Source organism: Stappia sp. ICDLI1TA098 (assembly GCF_054880955.1).
The window spans coordinates 409,995-427,843 of the sequence record NZ_JBTZBT010000001.1 but is presented as its reverse complement, the minus strand read 5'-3'; the positions used below and the strand labels follow the sequence as shown (position 1 = coordinate 427,843).

12 protein-coding genes are annotated in these 17,849 nt (G+C 67.1%); all 12 read right to left on the bottom strand.

The genetic code is table 11. The features are described 5' to 3' along the window. Positions 1–359: 359 nt before the first annotated feature. The 12 genes from lpxC to ACSLUQ_RS01830 all read right to left on the bottom strand — a co-directional run bounded on the left by lpxC (position 360) and on the right by ACSLUQ_RS01830 (position 17,813). Positions 360–1,316 (bottom strand): UDP-3-O-acyl-N-acetylglucosamine deacetylase, encoded by a 957-nt coding sequence (gene lpxC, locus ACSLUQ_RS01885; protein ID WP_417771025.1) that lies wholly within the window; start codon positions 1,314–1,316, stop codon positions 360–362. Positions 1,317–1,605: 289 nt separating this feature from the next. After that, positions 1,606–3,438 carry a cell division protein FtsZ gene (gene ftsZ / locus ACSLUQ_RS01880; RefSeq protein ID WP_461807550.1) on the bottom strand — a complete coding sequence of 611 codons (1,833 nt, stop codon included), beginning with the start codon at positions 3,436–3,438 and terminating at the stop codon, positions 1,606–1,608. A gap of 113 nt (positions 3,439–3,551) precedes the next feature. Next, the gene (ftsA, locus tag ACSLUQ_RS01875; RefSeq protein ID WP_417771027.1) at positions 3,552–4,874 is read right to left on the bottom strand and encodes a cell division protein FtsA; all 1,323 of its coding nucleotides are present in this window, start codon (positions 4,872–4,874) and stop codon (positions 3,552–3,554) included. Continuing rightward, positions 4,871–5,752 carry a cell division protein FtsQ/DivIB gene (locus ACSLUQ_RS01870; protein ID WP_461807549.1) on the bottom strand — a complete coding sequence of 294 codons (882 nt, stop codon included), beginning with the start codon at positions 5,750–5,752 and terminating at the stop codon, positions 4,871–4,873. The genes ftsA and ACSLUQ_RS01870 overlap by 4 nt, the downstream gene beginning before the upstream one ends. 20 nt (positions 5,753–5,772) lie before the next feature. Next, positions 5,773–6,702, bottom strand: coding sequence for a D-alanine--D-alanine ligase (locus tag ACSLUQ_RS01865; RefSeq protein ID WP_461807548.1), 930 nt, complete (start codon positions 6,700–6,702; stop codon positions 5,773–5,775). Further along, positions 6,695–7,678, bottom strand: coding sequence for a UDP-N-acetylmuramate dehydrogenase (murB, locus tag ACSLUQ_RS01860; protein WP_461807547.1), 984 nt, complete (start codon positions 7,676–7,678; stop codon positions 6,695–6,697). The genes ACSLUQ_RS01865 and murB overlap by 8 nt, the downstream gene beginning before the upstream one ends. Then, on the bottom strand, positions 7,675–9,093 hold the full coding sequence (gene murC / locus ACSLUQ_RS01855; RefSeq protein WP_461807546.1) for a UDP-N-acetylmuramate--L-alanine ligase: 1,419 nt from the start codon (positions 9,091–9,093) through the stop codon (positions 7,675–7,677). Before murC ends, murB begins: the two co-directional genes overlap by 4 nt. After that, positions 9,090–10,232 carry an undecaprenyldiphospho-muramoylpentapeptide beta-N-acetylglucosaminyltransferase gene (gene murG / locus ACSLUQ_RS01850; RefSeq protein WP_461807545.1) on the bottom strand — a complete coding sequence of 381 codons (1,143 nt, stop codon included), beginning with the start codon at positions 10,230–10,232 and terminating at the stop codon, positions 9,090–9,092. The genes murC and murG overlap by 4 nt, the downstream gene beginning before the upstream one ends. Before the next feature lie 7 nt (positions 10,233–10,239). Then, positions 10,240–11,397: an FtsW/RodA/SpoVE family cell cycle protein gene (locus ACSLUQ_RS01845; RefSeq protein ID WP_417771033.1), complete on the bottom strand. Its 1,158-nt coding sequence runs from the start codon at positions 11,395–11,397 to the stop codon at positions 10,240–10,242. After that, positions 11,397–12,797, bottom strand: a complete 1,401-nt coding sequence (gene murD, locus ACSLUQ_RS01840) for a UDP-N-acetylmuramoyl-L-alanine--D-glutamate ligase (RefSeq protein WP_461807544.1) — start codon at positions 12,795–12,797, stop codon at positions 11,397–11,399. Before murD ends, ACSLUQ_RS01845 begins: the two co-directional genes overlap by 1 nt. A gap of 5 nt (positions 12,798–12,802) precedes the next feature. Then, complete coding sequence (mraY, locus tag ACSLUQ_RS01835; RefSeq protein WP_417771035.1) at positions 12,803–13,888, bottom strand: phospho-N-acetylmuramoyl-pentapeptide-transferase; 1,086 nt, start codon at positions 13,886–13,888, stop codon at positions 12,803–12,805. A 13-nt stretch (positions 13,889–13,901) separates the two neighbouring features. Continuing rightward, positions 13,902–17,813, bottom strand: coding sequence for a UDP-N-acetylmuramoyl-L-alanyl-D-glutamate--2,6-diaminopimelate ligase (locus ACSLUQ_RS01830; protein ID WP_461807543.1), 3,912 nt, complete (start codon positions 17,811–17,813; stop codon positions 13,902–13,904). Positions 17,814–17,849: the final 36 nt, after the last annotated feature.

Sequence of the window (17,849 nt, the reverse complement as noted above, 5' to 3'; positions counted from 1 at the left end):
TACTCCTCACATCCGGTTCGGCGAACGCTTGCGCCCTTGTCCGCCCCGCCGGTTTCGTCTGAACGCGTGGACCGCGGCCCCACAAGACTGTCGATCACCGATGCCGCTTCGCGGCCAAACGGTTTCCTCGACCGCAGCCGAGGCCACCGTCTTGTAACGGAAAAACCCCGGACACGTCACGCCATGTGAGTGGGATTTGTCGCTTTTTTATGGCCGCGAATGAATGCAGGGCGGACCGTCCCCCCTCATCGCGTCACAAGCGCAGGCTGACACGCGGAGATCCTGCAGGCATTGGCACATGCCCACCCCCAAGGAGGCGGGCACCCAAGCGGCACGCCCGCGTGCGAAGCGCGCGAAGTTCAGGATGCGCCGCTGGCAACCATCAGGCGCGGCGCGGACATCTGAGAGGCCGTGATGGATGCCTCGGCATCGACGCCGCTCTCGACGATCTCATAGGCGCCCTGCCCGGCCTTCTCGAACAGCTCGACGAGGATGGCGTGGTTCATCCGGTGACCGCCCTTGTACGAGCGGTAGGCGCCAAGGATCGGCAGGCCGGCAAGCGCCAGATCACCGATGGCATCCAGCATCTTGTGGCGCACGAACTCGTCGCGCCAGCGCGTGCCTTCCGGATTGAGCACCTTGCCGTCGGAAATCGCGACGGAATTCTCCAGCGACGACCCCATGGCGAAGCCCATGCTCCACAGCTTCTCGACTTCCTGAACGGAGCCGAAGGTACGGGCCCGGGCGACCTCGGTGCGGAAGGCCTGCGGCGCAAGATCGAGAACCATCGCCTGACGACCGATCACCTCGGCGTCGAAGTCGATGGTCACATCGAAGCGCGTGCCGTCGAAGGGACGCAGCTCGCACCAGGCGCTGCCCTGGTCGACGCGGACGGGACGAAGGATCCGGATGTAGCGGCGCGCGGCGGCAAGACGGCGCAGGCCCACCGCATCGATGGCCTCGACAAAGGCGAAGGCGCTGCCGTCCATGATCGGCATTTCGGGACCGTCCATCTCGACGACCGCATTGTCGACCCCCAGGCCGCGCAGCGCCGCCATCAGATGCTCGACAGTGGAAACGCCGCCGGCCTTCGGATCGCCGAGGACGGTGCAAAGGGCGGTGGCGGTGACGGCGCGCCAGTGCGCGGGGATCTCGATCTCGCGGCCGGTCTTTGGATCACGGCCGACGAAGACGATACCAGTACCCGCATCCGCCGGGTGCAGCGATACGGACGCTGCGTCGCCCGAGTGCACGCCGATGCCCTCGAGAGTGACGGATTGGGCGAGCGTCGTCTGCCGATCGGCTCTGGATTTCATGACTGCATGTCCTGTCTGCCGTAAACCTGTCCTCTGGGAACAGGGCCTCGCCGAAAACCGGGCGAGGTGTGGATCGAACCATTGCAGGCGCAATGATTCTCATTCGCTGGCAGGACCATACAATCACGAGCGGACAGGTCAGAAATAAAGCTTTGTTACGGTATGTAACGAAATGCGGTGCGGCAAGCCTCTGGAAAGATGCGACTTTTTGCCCGGGAAACAAATTCGGGCGATCTGGCCAATGGCCAGATCGCCCGACGAGGGAAAGTCCGAGGGTCTGCGAGCCGGCCTAGTTGGCCTGACGGCGCAGGAACGCCGGAATTTCGAGCTGGTCTTCCTCGCTCATGGTGCGCGGCTGAGGAGCCGAACGACCGGTCAGATCGAGCTGGCCGGCTGCCCCCTGCTGGGCCGGGCGCGGCGCTGCCGGACGCATGGCCGGAGCCTGGGCGGCGCGCGGTGCCTGAGCCGGCGCCTGACGCGGAGCCTCGGCGGCAGGACGCTGGGCCTGGGGCTGAGGAGCCTGAGCCTGGGGCGCATGGGCCGGACGGGGCTGCACGGGTGCCTGCGCCTGCGGGGCGTGGGCGGCAGGATGATGCTCCATCTCCTCCTCGTCCTCACGACGCGAGAGACCGGTGGCGATGCGACGCAGGAGGCTCATCGGACGACGCTCCTCGACGTGCTCGTCCTCTGCCTCGCGCACATGAGCCCGCATCTCGCGCTGAGCCACATGCGGAAAGTCCTCGATGGAGGGCATGCGCGTGGGCTGCGGAGCGACCGTCTCGGCCGCCGGCGGGATGTAGGGCTCGACGACCGGAGCCTCCTCGACCGGAGCCTGAAGAGCGCTCTCGTCGAGATCGGCGAGCGGCGCTTCGTGGGTCATCATCTCCGGAGCGGGATTGAAGCGGGCGATTTCCACGTCCGGGTCGGTCGAAGACTTGACCGGCTCGGGAATCGCAAGCTCGCGCTCGATACGCTCGGCCGTGGCCGCACGGGCCTGCGGTGCACCGCCGGGGCGCTGCACGGGAGCCGCCGGGCGCTGCTGGGCACGCGGCGCGGGGTCGGCCGCGGCAGGCGCGGGAGCCGGCTCCGAGTTGGTCTTCAGACGCTCGGTCAGTTCGGCCATGCGCGTCTCGGCCGGAGACAGGTCCTCGCGCAGTTCCTTGTCGATGCCGGTCGCCACGACCGACACGCGGATGATGCCGTCGAGGCTCTCGTCGAAGGTCGCGCCAAGGATGATGTTGGCATCGGAATCGACTTCCTCGCGAATGCGGGTAGCCGCCTCGTCGAGCTCGAACAGCGTCAGGTCGTTGCCGCCGGTGATCGAGATGAGCAGCCCGCGGGCGCCCTTCATCGACGTCTCGTCGAGCAGCGGGTTGGCAATCGCCGCCTCCGCGGCCTGCATGGCGCGCTTGTCGCCGGAGGCCTCGCCCGTGCCCATCATCGCCTTGCCCATGCCCCGCATTATGGAGCGGACATCAGCGAAGTCGAGGTTGATGAGCCCCTCCTTCACCATCAGGTCGGTGATGCAGGCAACGCCGGAATAGAGCACCTGGTCGGCCATCGCGAAGGCATCGGCGAAGGTGGTCTGGGCGTTGGCGATGCGGAAGAGATTCTGGTTCGGAATGACGATCAGCGTGTCGACCGCATTCTGAAGCTCGGTGATGCCGGATTCGGCGATGCGCATGCGACGCGCACCCTCGAACTGGAACGGCTTGGTCACCACGCCGACGGTCAGGATACCCATCTCGCGCGCGGCGCGGGCAATGACCGGAGCCGCACCGGTGCCGGTGCCGCCACCCATGCCGGCGGTGATGAACACCATGTGCGAGCCGGACAGGTGATCATTGATCTCGTCAATGACCTCCTCGGCGGCGGCCGCACCCACGTCCGGCTGCGAGCCGGCACCGAGACCCTCGGTCACGGCGACGCCCATCTGGACGACGCGCTCGGCGTGGTTGCTGGCCAGAGCCTGGGCATCGGTGTTGGCAACGACGAAGTCGCAGCCCTGAAGACCGGCCTGGATCATGTTGTTGACGGCATTGCCACCGGCACCACCGACGCCAAAGACGGTGATCCGTGGCCTCAGCTCCTGGAGATCGGGCATTTTAAGATTGATGGTCATGGTTTCCTCGCGACCCCTGGGACGGCCTTCCGGTCGTCCACTTTAACCCTCGGTTCCCTCGTGGTGGTGTCGCCCTGTTTCGGGAGACACCTCTTCCGAGGCGGTTTCCCGCCTCAGAAGCTCTCGCGTATCCAGTTGCCGACCCTGGCCAGAGTGCTGGAGCCGAACGACCAGCGCCCCAAAGCGTGGCGCGGTTCGAACTGCTCGACCTGGGCGACTTGCGGATAGATCAAAAGGCCGACAGCAGCGGCGAAGGCGGGACCCTTCGCTGCTTCCGGCAGACCTGCGACGCCAAGCGGCCGGCCGAGCCGGACCTGACGTCCAAGAACGCGCCTGGCGACTTCCGTCAGGCCCGTGAGCTGGCTGGCGCCGCCAGTCAGCACGATCCGCTTTCCGACCCGCCCGGCAAAGCCGGAGGCCGTCAGCCGGTCGCGCACCAGCTCGAGGATTTCCTCGACGCGCGGCAGGATCACCCGCGTCACCATCGCCCGGGGGATCTGGTGCGGCAGATCGCTGTCCGCGTCGACCGGCGGTACCGAAATGAGGTCCCGCTCGTCCGACTGGCTCCGCAGGGCGGAACCCTGCAGCGTCTTGATCCGCTCCGCGTCCGCAAGGCGCGTGGAAAGCGCCCGGGCGATGTCCATGGTCACGTGATGGCCGCCGACGGCGATCGCATCCGCGTGAACCATCTGGCCTTCGACGAAGACCGAGATCGTTGTGGTGCCGCCGCCCATGTCGACGCAGGCAACCCCAAGTTCCGCCTCGTCCTCCACAAGCGTCGAAAGACCGCTGGCAAAAGGCGTGGCAACCATCGTCTCCACGGCCAGATGGCCGCGGTTGATGCAAAGCTCCAGGTTCCGCACCGGCGCAATCTCGGCCGTCACGACCTGCATGTCGACGCCAAGACGCTGGCCGAGCATGCCGCGCGGATCGCGCATGCCGCGGTTGCCGTCGAGCGTGTAGGCGATCGGCAGGGCGTGCATGACCGCCCGCCCCTCGGCCACCGTGTGTGCGCTGCCGGCGGCCAGCACACGCTGGATGTCCGCCTCGCAAACCTCGTCGCCGGAAAGCCCGACGCTCGCCGAGATGATCTCCGAGCCGAGCCGGCCGCAGGTGACGTTTGTGATCAGCGATTCCACCGTCACACCGGCCATGCGCTCGGCCGCGTCGACCGCGAGCCGGATCGCCTGTTCGGCCTCGTCCATGTCGACGACGACGCCGGACTTGAGGCCGCGCGAGCGCTGGTAGCCGTAACCCAGCACCTCGATGGAATGCGTCCGCCCCGGCAGCACGCAATCGTCGCTGCGCGGGCTGAGCTTGGCGATCAGGCAGCAGACCTTGCTCGATCCGATGTCGAGAACCGAGACGACCACCGCCCGGCGGGCGGGCAGCGGCCGCATGCGCGGAAGATAGATGGGAGCGCTGCGCCGGCTCATGTGTCAGCTCCCCTGAGACGCTTGGTACCGATCACATTGACCCCGGCCTTGCGGCGCACCGCCGCCTCGTCGGTGAGGCGCACGACCACCCGATCCTCGAGGCGCATGTCGACCATGGTGATATCGCGCGTCAGGAGACCGTTCTCGGCATCCATCTGCAGCACATCGGCAAGCGCGCGCTCCACACCCGTCTCCGGCAGGCGCACGGTGATGCCATTGTCGAGAACCAGGTCCCAGCGGCGGTCGGAAACCAGACGCGCGGCGCGGACCCGCGAGCGCAGCTCCGGCACCTTGGCCAGCGCATCGATCACGTCCTTGCCCCGGTGCTGGGCGCCATGGCCGATCAGCATCAGCAGGTTGGCATAGCGGCCGTCGACGTCATCGCTGATCACCCGGCCATCGCCGTCGATCACCGACAGCTGCTCGCCGCGCTGCCACAAGGCATAGGCCTCGCGCTCGGCGATGCGCACCTGCAGCGTGTTCGGGTAGAACTTCTGCACCGAGACGTTCTGGATCCAGGGAATGTTCTCCAGCCGGCCGCGCGCGGCCGTCGCATCGAAGAGCGCGAGCGACGCGCCGTCCTGGATCTCCAGAGCTTCGAGAATTTCGAATTCCGAGGTCTCTTTTTGTCCGGAAAGCTCGACCTTGGCGATTTCGAAGCCGGCCGCCGACGTCAGTGATTCGCTCACCATGCGCCCATAGCCGCCAAGCACGACGCCGTAAAGAATGGTTGCCGACAGGAACGCAAGCGCGCCCGCCGTCCCTGCCCACGAGGGCAGATCCTGAAGAAGTCCGGCCGCGCGCCACAGGGGGCGGCGATGCAAACGGGGCACACCCCGACCGCGCGGCGCGAGCGCCGCCTCGATCGGCAGGACCATGTCCTCTCCCCGTTTTGCCTTCAGCGTCCGCAACTTGCGTTCTCCACCATCCAACTTGTCAGCTCTTCGAAGGAATGACCCGCGTGTGCCGCGATCTCGGGCACGAGCGATGTCTCCGTCATTCCCGGCTGCGTGTTCACTTCAAGGCAGATCAGCTCGCCGCCACCTGTGGGTTGCTCGTCGAACCTGAAATCCGCCCGAGTCACACCCTTGCAACCGAGCGCGCGATGCGCCTTGAGACTAAGTTTCTGTACTTCTTGGTAAACAAATGGTGAAATTTCCGCCGGAAGGATGTGTTGCGAGCCTCCGGGCGCGTATTTCGCATCGAAATCGTAGAAGCTGTGGCCCACAGGCACCATTTCGGTGACCCCCAGCGCCACGTCCCCCATGACGGCGCAGGTCAGATCGCGGCCGGGGATGTAGCGTTCGACCATCACCATGTCGCCATGCGCCCAGTCATCGCGGAAGAGTTCCTGCGGCGGATGGGCGGCGTTTTCCTGGACGATCAGCACGCCAAAGGACGAGCCCTCGCAGACCGGCTTGGCGACATAGGGCGGCTTCAAGACGTGCTCCCGCGCCGCTTCCAGCCTGTGGATAACCTTGTGTTCAGCGACGGGAATACCAGCCGTTTTCATCACCGCCTTGGCCTTCGCCTTATCCATGGCGAGCGCGGAGGCGGCGACCCCTGAATGGGTGTAGGGGACCCCAAGGATCTCCAGAACTCCCTGGATGCAGCCGTCCTCGCCAAAGGGGCCATGCAGCGCGTTGAAGGCGACGTCCGGCCTCATGTCCGAGAGCACTCTGGCGATATCTCGTCCCACGTCGACGCGCGACACTCTGTAGCCCGCCCGCTCGAGCGCCGCCGCACAGGCCTCGCCGGAACTGAGGCTGACGGACCGCTCCGCCGACCAGCCGCCCATCAAGACGGCAACGTGCTTTGGCTTAGCCATGGACTGCGGTCTCCTTGTCATTGCGCCCGAGAAACGGCGCGATCTCGACACCCTCCGGAAGAAAGCCGAGACGCTTGATTTCCCATTCGAGCGCGATGCCGCTCGCTTCCAGAACCCGGGCACGCACAGTCTCTCCGAGCCGCTCCAGGTCCTCGGCGCTTGCTTCGCCGGTGTTGATCATGAAATTGCAGTGCATGTCGGACATGCGTGCCCCGCCAATCTGGAGCCCCCGGCATCCCGCCGCGTCGACGAGCTTCCAGGCTGAATTCTCCGGCGGGTTCTTGAAGGTGGAGCCGCCGGTCTTCTCGCGGATCGGCTGGGCTTTTTCCCGATGCTCGACGACCGCCGCCATTTCGGCGCGGATCGTCTCGCGCTCGCTCGGCGTCCCCTCGAAAACCGCTTCGGTGAAGACGGTGTCGGCCGCCACCTCGCTGTGGCGGTAGCGATAGCCCATTTCCTCGCGCGTCAGACGCACGATCTCGCCCGCCCGCGTCACGGCGGTCAGTTCGACCATCGTGTCACGGGTTTCCGAGCCATGCGCGCCGGCGTTCATGCGCAACGCACCGCCGACGCCGCCGGGAATTCCCGCATAGAAGGCAAAGCCCCCGAGGCCGGCTTCGGCGGCGGCTTCCGCGACACGCTTGTCCGGCACCGCAGCGCCAACGCGAATGCGGGTCTCACCCTCGACGGCAACGCCGCCAAATCCTTTCGCCCCGAGACGAATGACAACACCCGGCAGGCCGCCATCGCGCACCAGCAGGTTGGAGCCGAGCCCGATCGGCAGCACCGGCACGCCGGCGGGCAGATGCCGCAGGAACAGCGCCAGGTCCTCGGTGTCGGCCGGCTGGAACAGCAATTGCGCCGGCCCGCCGACGCGAAACCATGTCACCGGCCCCACAGGCTGGTTCGCCGTCAACCGGCCCCTCAGGCCGATACGGTCGAGCCCATGGGCCTCGACGAGGTCGGGAAAGCTCATTTCTCCGCTCCCGCGAGCGCCTGCGACAACCCGTCGGGAAGCGCCTGGGCCCACTGCGAGATGCTGCCGGCCCCCAGGCAGACGACATAGTCGCCTTCTCCGGCGATCCGCGCGACGCAGGCCGCCAGTTCCTCCTCGCCGCCGATCACATGCACGGATCTGTGGCCGCTGGCGCGGATGCCATTGGCGAGCGCCTGATGATCGATGCCCTCGCGCGGCGGCTCGCCGGCGGCATAGACCGGCGCGCAAATAACGTGGTCGGCATCGTTGAAACAGGTCGAGAACTCGTCGAAGAGGCTCTCCAGCCGCGAGTAGCGATGCGGCTGGACGACAGCGATCACCTTGCCCGGCGCGACGCTGCGGGCGGCGGCAAGCACCGCGCGGATCTCGACCGGGTGATGGGCGTAGTCGTCGTAGACGTCGATGCCACTGGCACTGCCGGTGTGCGAGAAGCGCCGCTTCACCCCCCTGAAGCCGGAAAGTCCCTGGCGGATCGCCTCGGCCTTGATCCCCAGCTTCCAGGCGACCGCCACCGCGGCACTGGCGTTGGAGATATTATGGCGTCCGGGCATAGGCAACGTCAGCCCCTCGATCAGTTCGCTCGTGCCGGCAATGCGGTCGCGCAGTTCGAGCGAGAAAACGGACTGGCCGTTTTTCGCTGTGATGTCGAAGATGCGCACGTCAGCCTGGCGGTTCTCGCCATAGGTGATCACCTGACGGTCCTCGATGCGTCCGACCATTGCCTGCACCTCCGGGTGGTCGAGGCACATCACGGCAAAACCATAGAAGGGCACATTCTCGACGAACTGGAGGAACGCGTCCCGAACACCGTCGAAACTGCCGTAATGGTCCAGATGCTCCGGGTCGATATTGGTGACGACGGCAATGTCGGCCGGCAGCTTGACGAAGGTGCCGTCGGACTCGTCCGCCTCGACGACCATCCAGTCGCCCTTGCCCATACGCGCGTTGGTGCCATAGGCGTTGATGATGCCACCGTTGATCACGGTCGGGTCGATGCCGCCGGCATCCAGCAGCGCGGCGATGATCGACGTGGTCGTCGTCTTGCCGTGGGTGCCTCCAATGGCGATGGCCTGCTTGAAGCGCATCAGCTCGGCCAGCATCTCCGCCCGTCGCACCACCGGCAGGAAACGCTCGCGCGCGGCCAGGAGCTCGGGATTGTCGCGCTTGATCGCGGAGGAAACGACGACGACGCGCGCTTCCTCAAGATTCTCCGCCGCATGGCCGATCTTGACGTCGATGCCCTTGTCGCGCAGGCGCTTGACGTTCGCGCTCTCGCTGAGGTCGGAGCCCTTCACCGTGTAGCCGAGCGTATGCAGCACTTCGGCGATGCCGCTCATGCCGATGCCGCCGATGCCGACGAAGTGAACGGGCCCGATATCCTGGGGCATCTTCATGAAAAGTCTCCATCACGATTGTCAGCCGCGGCAAGCGCCGATATCGGCTTGCGGGCGGCGACGTGTTCGACGAGATCGGCGAGGCGGCGGACCGCATCCGGCCGGCCCGCCTCGCGCGCGGCATCCGCGGCCGCGGCAAGGCGCCCGGGCGCCTCCATCAGTTCGCTCAACAATCCGGCAAGACGTGGGCCGTCGATCTCCGACTGAGCCAGCGGCCAGGCGCCACCGGCCGCTGAAAGCACCTCTGCGTTCCTGCCCTGGTCGTTGTCGAGGGCATGCGGCAATGGCACGAGGATCGACGGTCGGCCAATCACCGCGAGTTCCGACACGCTCGATGCGCCCGACCGGCAGACGACGAGATGCGCATTGGCGATCCGCTCCGGCATGTCGGCGAAGAAGGGCGCAAGCTCGGCTTCGACGCCCAGTGCTTCGCAGGCGGTACGGACCCGCTCCAGATCCTCGGGGCGGCACTGCTGCACCACCCTCAGGCGGGCACGCACGGGTGCCCCGAGGCACTGAAGCGCCTCAGGCATGATGTCGGAAAAGAAACGCGCGCCCTGCGAGCCGCCGAAGACGAGAAGCTCGAACCGCTCTCCCGGCGAGGCCGGCACATAGGTGCGAACGGCGGCAAGCACCGCGTCGCGCACCGGGTTGCCGGTGCGGATCATCCGCGCCCGCAGGTCCGACACGCCGGCGCCCTGCAGCGGAAAGCTCGTGGCGATGGCGACAGCCCGCTTCGCCAGCATCCGGTTGGCCCGGCCCATCACCGCGTTGGCTTCGTGCAGCACCGTCGGAATCCCGGACAGATAGGCCGCAAACATCGGCGGGAATGTCGGATAGCCGCCGAAGCCGACCACCGCGTCGGGCTTGACCCGTGACAGGATCGAGCGGGCCTGCAGCGTGCCCCTTGCCAGACGCCACAGTGTGCGGGCAAGGGCGACCGGTGAGCGGCTCGACAGGGTCGCCGAGGCGACCACATGCGTCTGCCGCGCGGGAAAATCGCGCCCCATCTCGCCGACGCGCGCGTCCGTCGCCAGATCGACCGCATAGCCGCGCCGCACCAGTTCGCTGGCCAATGCCTGCGCGGGAAAGAGATGACCGCCGGTTCCCCCGGCGGTGAGAAGGATCGTCCGCGTCATTGCGCCCTCACCCAAGGCTCGAAGGCGACAGCCGCGAGACGACGACGCTGTCGTGGCGCACCGCCTGCGGGCGGCGACGGGTCAGCGCCAGCACGAAGCCCATGGACAGCGCCGAGGCGAACAGCGACGAGCCGCCGTAGGAGATGAACGGCAGCGTCATGCCCTTCGCCGGCATCAGGTTGAGATTGACCGCCATGTTGATGCAGGCCTGAACGCCGAACAGGATCATCAGCCCGGCAGTGGCAAGACGGCCGAACGGATCCTCGTCGCGCGCGGCGTGGGACAGCCCGCGCAGCACAACGAAGCCGAAGACCAGCAACAGCACGATGCACAGCACGATGCCGAACTCCTCGGCGGCGACGGCAAAGATGAAATCGGTGTGGCTCTCCGGCAGGATGCGCTTGATCGTGCCCTCGCCCGGACCGCGACCGAACCAGCTTCCCGACACGAAGGCCTCGATGGCGCGGTCAACGTTGAACGTGTCGCCCGAGCCCGGGTCGAGGAACCGGTTGACGCGGCTTTGCACGTGCGGAAGCAGCATGTAGGCGGAGACAACGCCACCGGTGCCAAGCACCCCGATCGGAATGATGGCGATCCACGGCAACCCGTTCAGGAACAGCAGCGCCCCGAAAACGAGGGTCAGAAGCATGGTCTGCCCGAAGTCGGGCTGGGCGATCAGCAGCGCCGCCGACATGATGTAGAGCAGGATCGAGAACAGCGAGCCTGGAACCTCCGGCCGTCGACCACTTTCCGACAACAGGAAGGCGACCAGGACGATCAGTCCCGGCTTCAGGAATTCGGAGGGCTGGAGGGTAAAGCCGAGAATGCTGATCCAGCGGCGCGAGCCCTTGGCCTCGACGCCGAGAAACAGCGTCGCCACCATCATGATCAGCGAGAACGCGAAGACGGCCAGCGCCACCCGGCGCACCATCCGCGGCCCCAGCGCCGAAACGCCGAGCATGATCGCAATCGCCGGCAGCAGGAAAAAGGCCTGCCGCTTGACGAAATGATAGCTGTCGATGCCCAGACGTTCCGCCACAGCGGGACTTGCGGCGAAGGACAGGACGACACCGCCGATCATCAGCAGCACGAAGCCCGCCAGCAGGAAGCGGTCGACGGTCCAGAGCCATTCGGCGAACGGGCTGCGATCTGCACGACTGACCATCAGGCAACCTCCTGTCCGGACTGGTTCTTCGCCACCTTGGCGACGGCGTCGGCAAACGCCTCTCCCCGGACTTCGAAATTCGGATACTGGTCGAACGAGGCACAGGCGGGCGACAGCAGCACCACCGGCTCCGCGTGCGGGTCGGACATCGCATCGGCCGCCGCGGCCGCAACGGCCGCATCAAGCGTGCCGCAGACGGCGACGTCGGTCGCCCCCTCAAGCGTCCCGGCAAAGGCCTCCGCAGCCTCGCCGACAAGATAGGCTTTCACGATTCGGTCGAAATAGGGACGCAGGCTCTCGATGCCGCCCGCCTTTGCTCGACCGCCTGCGATCCAGTAGATGCGCGCGTAGCTGGCGAGCGCGCGCTCGGCCGCGTCCGCATTGGTCGCCTTGCTGTCGTTGACGAAGAGAACGCGCCCGCTGCGGGCGACAACCTGCATGCGATGCGCAAGGCCGGGGAAACTCGCAAGCCCCTTCCGAATCTCGTCCTCGCCAACGCCGAGCGCCCGGCATACGGCAACCGCCGCCGCGGCGTTCTGGGCATTGTGCGCGCCGCGCAGCGACACGATCGCCGAGAGATCCGCGAACTCCCGCTCCCGTCCCTCCTCGGCGATGAAAAGCACAGAGCCACGCGCGAACACGCCGGTTTCCACCGGATGCTGCGCCGAAATGCGCAACACCTTGCGCCCCGCCGCCTCGACCCTGTCGGCGACCGCGCGGGCGTGGTCGTCGTCCGTGCCGACGACACAGGTGTCGCTTGCCGCGATCAGCCGCGCCTTCACGGCCGCATAGGCCTCCAGCGTGCCGTGCCGGTCGAGATGGTCCGGCGACACATTCATCAAGACGCCGATAGAGGGCGCGAGCCCCGGCGACAAGTCGATCTGGTAGGACGAACACTCGATGACGTGGATCCGCTCCGGCGACGGCGCGCCCAGCTCCAGCACCGGCACGCCGATGTTGCCGCCCATCGCCGCATCACGGCCGGCCGAGATCAGCAGATGCGTGATCAGCGCGGTCGTCGTCGACTTGCCATTGGTACCGGTGATGGCGACGAGCGGCGCGCCCGGCGCGATGCGGGCGCGCTCGCGGGCGAAAAGCTCGATGTCGCCGATCACCTCGACGCCATGCCGTTTCGCAAGCTCGACCGTCCAGTGCGGGGCGGGGTGGGTCAGCGGCACGCCCGGCGCAAGCACGAGCGCGGCAAAGGCGCTCCAGTCCGCCGCGCGCAGATCGGCGAGCGCAATGCCGGCCGCGGCCGCGGCCGCGCGCGCCTTCTCGCCGTCGTCCCAGGCAACCACCGAGGCGCCGCCGGCAACAAGCGCGCGCGCGGCGACAAGGCCCGAGCCGCCAAGCCCGAACACTGCCACCGTCCTGCCGCTGAAACTCCTGGCCTCGATCATCGTCCTTACCTCAGCTTCAGCGTGGCAAGGCCGACGAGGGCGAGCACGACGGCGATGATCCAGAAGCGGATCACGACCTGGCTCTCCGTCCAGCCGAGATGTTCGAAGTGATGGTGGATAGGCGCCATCTTGAAGACGCGCTTGCCGGTGAGCTTGTAGGAGGCGACCTGCACGATCACCGAGAGCGCCTCGACCACGAACAGGCCGCCGATGATGGCGAGCACGATCTCGTGCTTCGTTGCAACGGCGATGGCGCCGATCATGCCGCCGAGCGCCAGCGACCCCGTGTCCCCCATGAAGATCGCCGCCGGCGGGGCGTTGAACCACAGGAAGCCGAGGCCGGCGCCGATCACCGCGCCGCACAGGACCGCCAGGTCACCGGCTCCCTCCACGTGGTGGATCTGCAGGTAACCCGCGAAGACCGCGTTGCCGGTCAGGTAGGAAATCAGCCCGAAGGAGGCGGCGGCGATCATCACCGGCACGATGGCGAGACCGTCGAGACCATCCGTGAGATTGACCGCATTGCCCGCGCCCACCACCACGAAGGCGGCGAACGGAATGAAGAACAGGCCGAGATTGAGCGTCAGATCCTTGAAGAACGGAAAGCCGATGGACGTCCCCGCCCCGTCGGTTTCCAGCAAGGTCACCGCCAGCGCAGCGCCGCCGGCGATCAAAAACTCGAAGGCCAGCCGGAAGCGGCCGCTGAAGCCGCGGTGCGAGGCCTTCGTCACCTTCAGGTAATCATCGTAAAACCCGATGGCACCGAAGCCGACGGTGACGCCGAGGACGATCCATGTGTAGGGGTTGGTCAGGTTCGCCCACAAGAGCGTCGCGACCAGCATGCCGGAAAGGATCATCAACCCGCCCATGGTGGGCGTGCCCTTCTTGGTCAGAAGGTGGCTCTGCGGGCCGTCGGCGCGGATCGGCTGGCCGTGTCCCTGACGCAGCCTCAGCGACGAGATGATCGCCGGGCCGAACAGGAACACGAACAGCAGCGCCGTCATGATCGCCCCACCCGTGCGGAACGTGATGTAGCGAAACACGTTCAGCGCGGAGAACTGATCGGAGAATTCTACGAGGAAATAAAGCATCTCTCAGGCGTTCCTATTCGGCACCATCGTCGTCGACAGGGAACTCGCGCCGGAGCGCATCGACCAGCGGTCCCATCCGGGTCCCGAGGGATCCCTTGATCATGATCACGTCGCCGGGGCGCAGCTCTTCCAGAAGCAGCGGGCGCAGGCTCGCCGCTTCTTCCGAATAGGCGCCGCGCACATGCTTCGGCAGTACCTCCCACAGCGCATGGGAGCGCCGCCCGACGCAGTAGACGAGGTCGGCTCGGCAGTCGGCGACAGGACCGCGCAGGGCGGCGTGCAGCTGCAGTTCCGCCGCGCCCAGTTCCAGCATGTCGCCGATCACGGCAATGCGCCGGCCGGACGCGCTCGTCGGCGTTTCGCCGAGCAAGCGCAGCGCCGCGCGCATAGAGGACGGATTGGCGTTGTAGCTCTCGTCGATCAGCGTCGCCGTGCCGCTGCGCAGCTTGAGCACCGACTGCGCACCACGCCCCTTGGGGGCATGGAAGTCGGCGAGCGCCAGGCCGGCGAGCGCCAGATCGCCACCGAGTTCGGCGACGGCGGCGAGCACCGCCAGCGAATTCGTCACGAGATGGCTGCCCGGCGCGCCGATCTTGTAGGTGATCTCCTGATCGAAGATATGCCCCGAGATGGAGGTGCAGCCGGTCTGCGCGGAAATGTGTTCGGCCTGCGCGTCGGCGGGCCCCTCGCGCCCGAAGGTCGCCATGCGCCGCACGCCGGCGATCTTGGCATGATAGCTGAGCAGGTCGAACTGGTCGTTGTCCCGGTTCAGGATCGCCAGTCCGCCAGGTTCCAGACCGGAGAAGATCTCCGCCTTGGCCTGGGCGATCCGTTCGACCGAACCGAAGAACTCCAGATGCACCGGCCCCACCGTGGTGATGATCACGGCATGGGGACGCACCAGTTCGACGAGCGGCGTGATCTCGCCGGCGTGGTTCATCCCGATCTCGAAAATGCCGAAGTGGCTTTGTGCCGGCATCCGCGCCAGCGTCAGCGGCACGCCCCAGTGGTTGTTGAACGAGGCAACCGGCGCGTGGGTCGGACCCGACCGGTCCAGCGCCAGCTTGAGCATGTCCTTGGTGCTGGTCTTGCCGACCGAGCCGGTGACGGCGACGATGCGCGCCGTCGAGCGCGCCCGCGAGGCCCGCGCCAGATCACGCAGCGCCTCGAGCGGATCGTCGACGACCAGATAGCGCCCTCCGGCCGTCAGGCTCGAATGCCGCGCCCAGGAGACGATGGCGAGCGCCGCGCCTGCTTCCAGAGCCGCATCGGCGAAATCGTGGCCGTCGAAACGCTCGCCGGCAATGGCGACGAAGGCATCCCCCGGCGCGACCGAGCGGCTGTCGATGGAGATGCCAGTGATCTCCCCGACATCGCAGCCGATCGCTTCGCCGTCGGTCGCCTCGATCATTTCCGCAAGCGTCCACAGCGGCCGATCCGGATCGACATGCGCCCAGTCACCGAATGCTTCCGGATGGGGCTCGGTGCCCGTGCGCGTCGCCATGGCAAAGGCCCCACCGGTCGCGGCGGCAGCCGCCGCGATCATCCGCGCCGAAGAGGACACCGGCTCCGGCTTCTCCGCTTCGTGCAGCGCGGCAACCTCGTCCTGCGCGACAGCGTCCTCATTCCCGTCATCCGTTTCGTCCGGCACGATTTCCGATGTGTGCGCCTCCGCCTCGCCAGCGGCCGCCACGCTCTGCTCGAAGCCGGCGTGGTCGTCCCGCACATCATCCTCGGGCTCGACAAACTCGGGCTCGAGGAGATCGGGTTCGCGGCGTTCGATTTCCTCGTCGGCGTCCGCTGGGGCCGCGACGACCGGCTCGCTCGAGGCATCCTCATCGGCTACGGCTTCGTGCTCCACCTCGCCGTCGAAGAGAAAGTCGTCCTCTTGCGCACCAGCAACGGCCGCACTGTCCTCGGCGACACCGTCGTCTTCGTCCGCAAGGTCAGCATCCCCAAGCTCGCGGTCGAACGACGCGGTCTCATCGCCGGCCGGCATCGAGGTCTCCTCGTCTGCGTATGCGCCAACGGAGGTTTGCGAGCCATGCCCCATGATTTCGGCGAAAAGCGCCTCCTCGGCGGCGATCTCATCGGCGGAATAGTCGACGCCCGCCTCGCTCTCCAGCGCCTCGGGCTCCGGGTCGGCGGTGGCAAGGAAGGTACCCTCGTCCTCGGCGACGGTCTCGCCGTCGGCGGAAGCAGGCAGTTCCGGCAAACCGTCGGCATCTGCCTCGGGCTCCGTGCGTTCCGGCGTCTCGTCACCAACAAGCCCCTGAAGCAGGTCCTCGAAATCGAGCGAAATCTCCGGCAGGGCGCCAGCCTCCGCCGAAGCCGGCTCGTCCCGCCCTGTATCCGCCTCGTCCGCGCCCGCGACCGTCTCGTCGCTTGCCAGGTCCAGCTCGAAGTCCAGGTCGCCGTCCTCGCTGCCCTCTTCCCGGAAGGCCTCGAAGAGCGCCGCTTCGGCTGCCGCGTCGATCGCGGCGCGCGCCACCTCGTGATCGGAGAAGGGATAGACGGTCCCGCCGACGATCTGGCCGGTCTCATGTCCCTTGCCGGCAATGCACAGCACGTCGCCGTCCTGCAGCATGCCGACGGCCGCCTCGATGGCCGCGTGGCGGTCGCCGATTTCCAGCGCGCCGGGAGCGGCCGCCATGATTTCGGCACGGATTTCCGTGGGATCCTCGCTGCGCGGATTGTCGTCGGTGACGATGACAATGTCCGCCTGGCGGGCGGCGGCCTCACCCATCAGCGGACGCTTGCCCTTGTCCCGGTCGCCACCGGCGCCGAAGACAACGATGAGCCGCCCGCGCGTGAACGGGCGCAGTGCGGCGAGCGCGGTGTCGAGCGCATCGGGCTTGTGGGCGTAGTCGACGAAAACGAGCGCGCCGTCATCCGTCTCCCCAATCCGCTCCAGACGACCGGGCGCGCCTTCCAGATGCTCGAGCGCCTCAAGAGCCGCATCCAGATCGACGCCGACACAAACGGCAAGCCCGGCCGCGATCAGCGCGTTCGACACCTGAAACCGGCCGGCGAGCGGCAGGCGCACCTCGCGCATGCCGCGCTCGGTCTCCAGCGTCAGGATCTGGGTGAAGCCCTCATGACGGATCTCGACAAGGGCGAGGTCCTCGCCTCCCTCGCCGACCGTATAGACGGGATGCCCCGCCGCCCGTGCCGCCAGGATCACCCGTTCGGCATACGGCGCGGACGGTTCCACGACCACGGGTTTGTCCGCCTCGAGCAGCGTCTCGAACAGACGCAGTTTCGCCGCAAGGTAATCCTCGACGTCGGCATGATAGTCGAGATGGTCGCGGCCGAGATTGGTGAAGGCGGCGGCGGACAGCGAGAGCCCGTCGAGCCGGCGCTGGTCGAGCCCGTGGCTCGATGCCTCCAGCGCGGCATGGGTAATGCCGTCGTGCGCCAGCCGGGACAGCACCTCATGCAGCGTCACCGGATCGGGCGTCGTCAGCCCGCCGTAGTTGGCGCCGCGGCTGGTGACCGTGCCGATGGTTCCAAGGCTCGCGGCCTCGAAGCCGGCGAAAGCGAAGATCTGGCGCAGGAAGACCGCCACGGAGGTCTTGCCACTGGTGCCGGTTACGGCCACGAGCGTTTCAGGCTGGGCGGCGTGGAACCGCGCTGCGAAAAGCGCAAGCTCGCGCCGCGGATCGTCGCTGACGATGATCGGACAGGCTTCGGCGTGAGGTGTGCGAAGCGCGGCATAGGGCGTGTCGCTGCCCACCAGAAGAGCACAGGCGCCAGCCGCGCGCGCGGCCTCGACATAGGCGCTGCCGTCAACGCTCGAGCCTTTCAGCGCGGCGAACAGGAAGCCCTGTTCCACCGTCCGGCTGTCTGCGGACAGGCCGGCGATTTCCGTTTCGAACTCGGCCGCGGCGAGCGCCTGTTCGCCGGTGAGATCCTTCAGCAGCATGTCTTGCGCCAATATCCGTTTTGCGTCGTCATCAGG

Bases quoted from the DNA above. Each gene is read 5' to 3' on its own strand.
- lpxC (WP_417771025.1), bottom strand. From the start codon at position 1,316: ATGAAATCCAGAGCCGATCGGCAGACGACGCTCGCCCAATCCGTCACT.
- ftsZ (WP_461807550.1), bottom strand. From the start codon at position 3,438: ATGACCATCAATCTTAAAATGCCCGATCTCCAGGAGCTGAGGCCACGG.
- ftsA (WP_417771027.1), bottom strand. From the start codon at position 4,874: ATGAGCCGGCGCAGCGCTCCCATCTATCTTCCGCGCATGCGGCCGCTG.
- ACSLUQ_RS01870 (WP_461807549.1), bottom strand. From the start codon at position 5,752: ATGGTCCTGCCGATCGAGGCGGCGCTCGCGCCGCGCGGTCGGGGTGTG.
- ACSLUQ_RS01865 (WP_461807548.1), bottom strand. From the start codon at position 6,702: ATGGCTAAGCCAAAGCACGTTGCCGTCTTGATGGGCGGCTGGTCGGCG.
- murB (WP_461807547.1), bottom strand. From the start codon at position 7,678: ATGAGCTTTCCCGACCTCGTCGAGGCCCATGGGCTCGACCGTATCGGC.
- murC (WP_461807546.1), bottom strand. From the start codon at position 9,093: ATGAAGATGCCCCAGGATATCGGGCCCGTTCACTTCGTCGGCATCGGC.
- murG (WP_461807545.1), bottom strand. From the start codon at position 10,232: ATGACGCGGACGATCCTTCTCACCGCCGGGGGAACCGGCGGTCATCTC.
- ACSLUQ_RS01845 (WP_417771033.1), bottom strand. From the start codon at position 11,397: ATGGTCAGTCGTGCAGATCGCAGCCCGTTCGCCGAATGGCTCTGGACC.
- murD (WP_461807544.1), bottom strand. From the start codon at position 12,797: ATGATCGAGGCCAGGAGTTTCAGCGGCAGGACGGTGGCAGTGTTCGGG.
- mraY (WP_417771035.1), bottom strand. From the start codon at position 13,888: ATGCTTTATTTCCTCGTAGAATTCTCCGATCAGTTCTCCGCGCTGAAC.
- ACSLUQ_RS01830 (WP_461807543.1), bottom strand. From the start codon at position 17,813: ATGCTGCTGAAGGATCTCACCGGCGAACAGGCGCTCGCCGCGGCCGAG.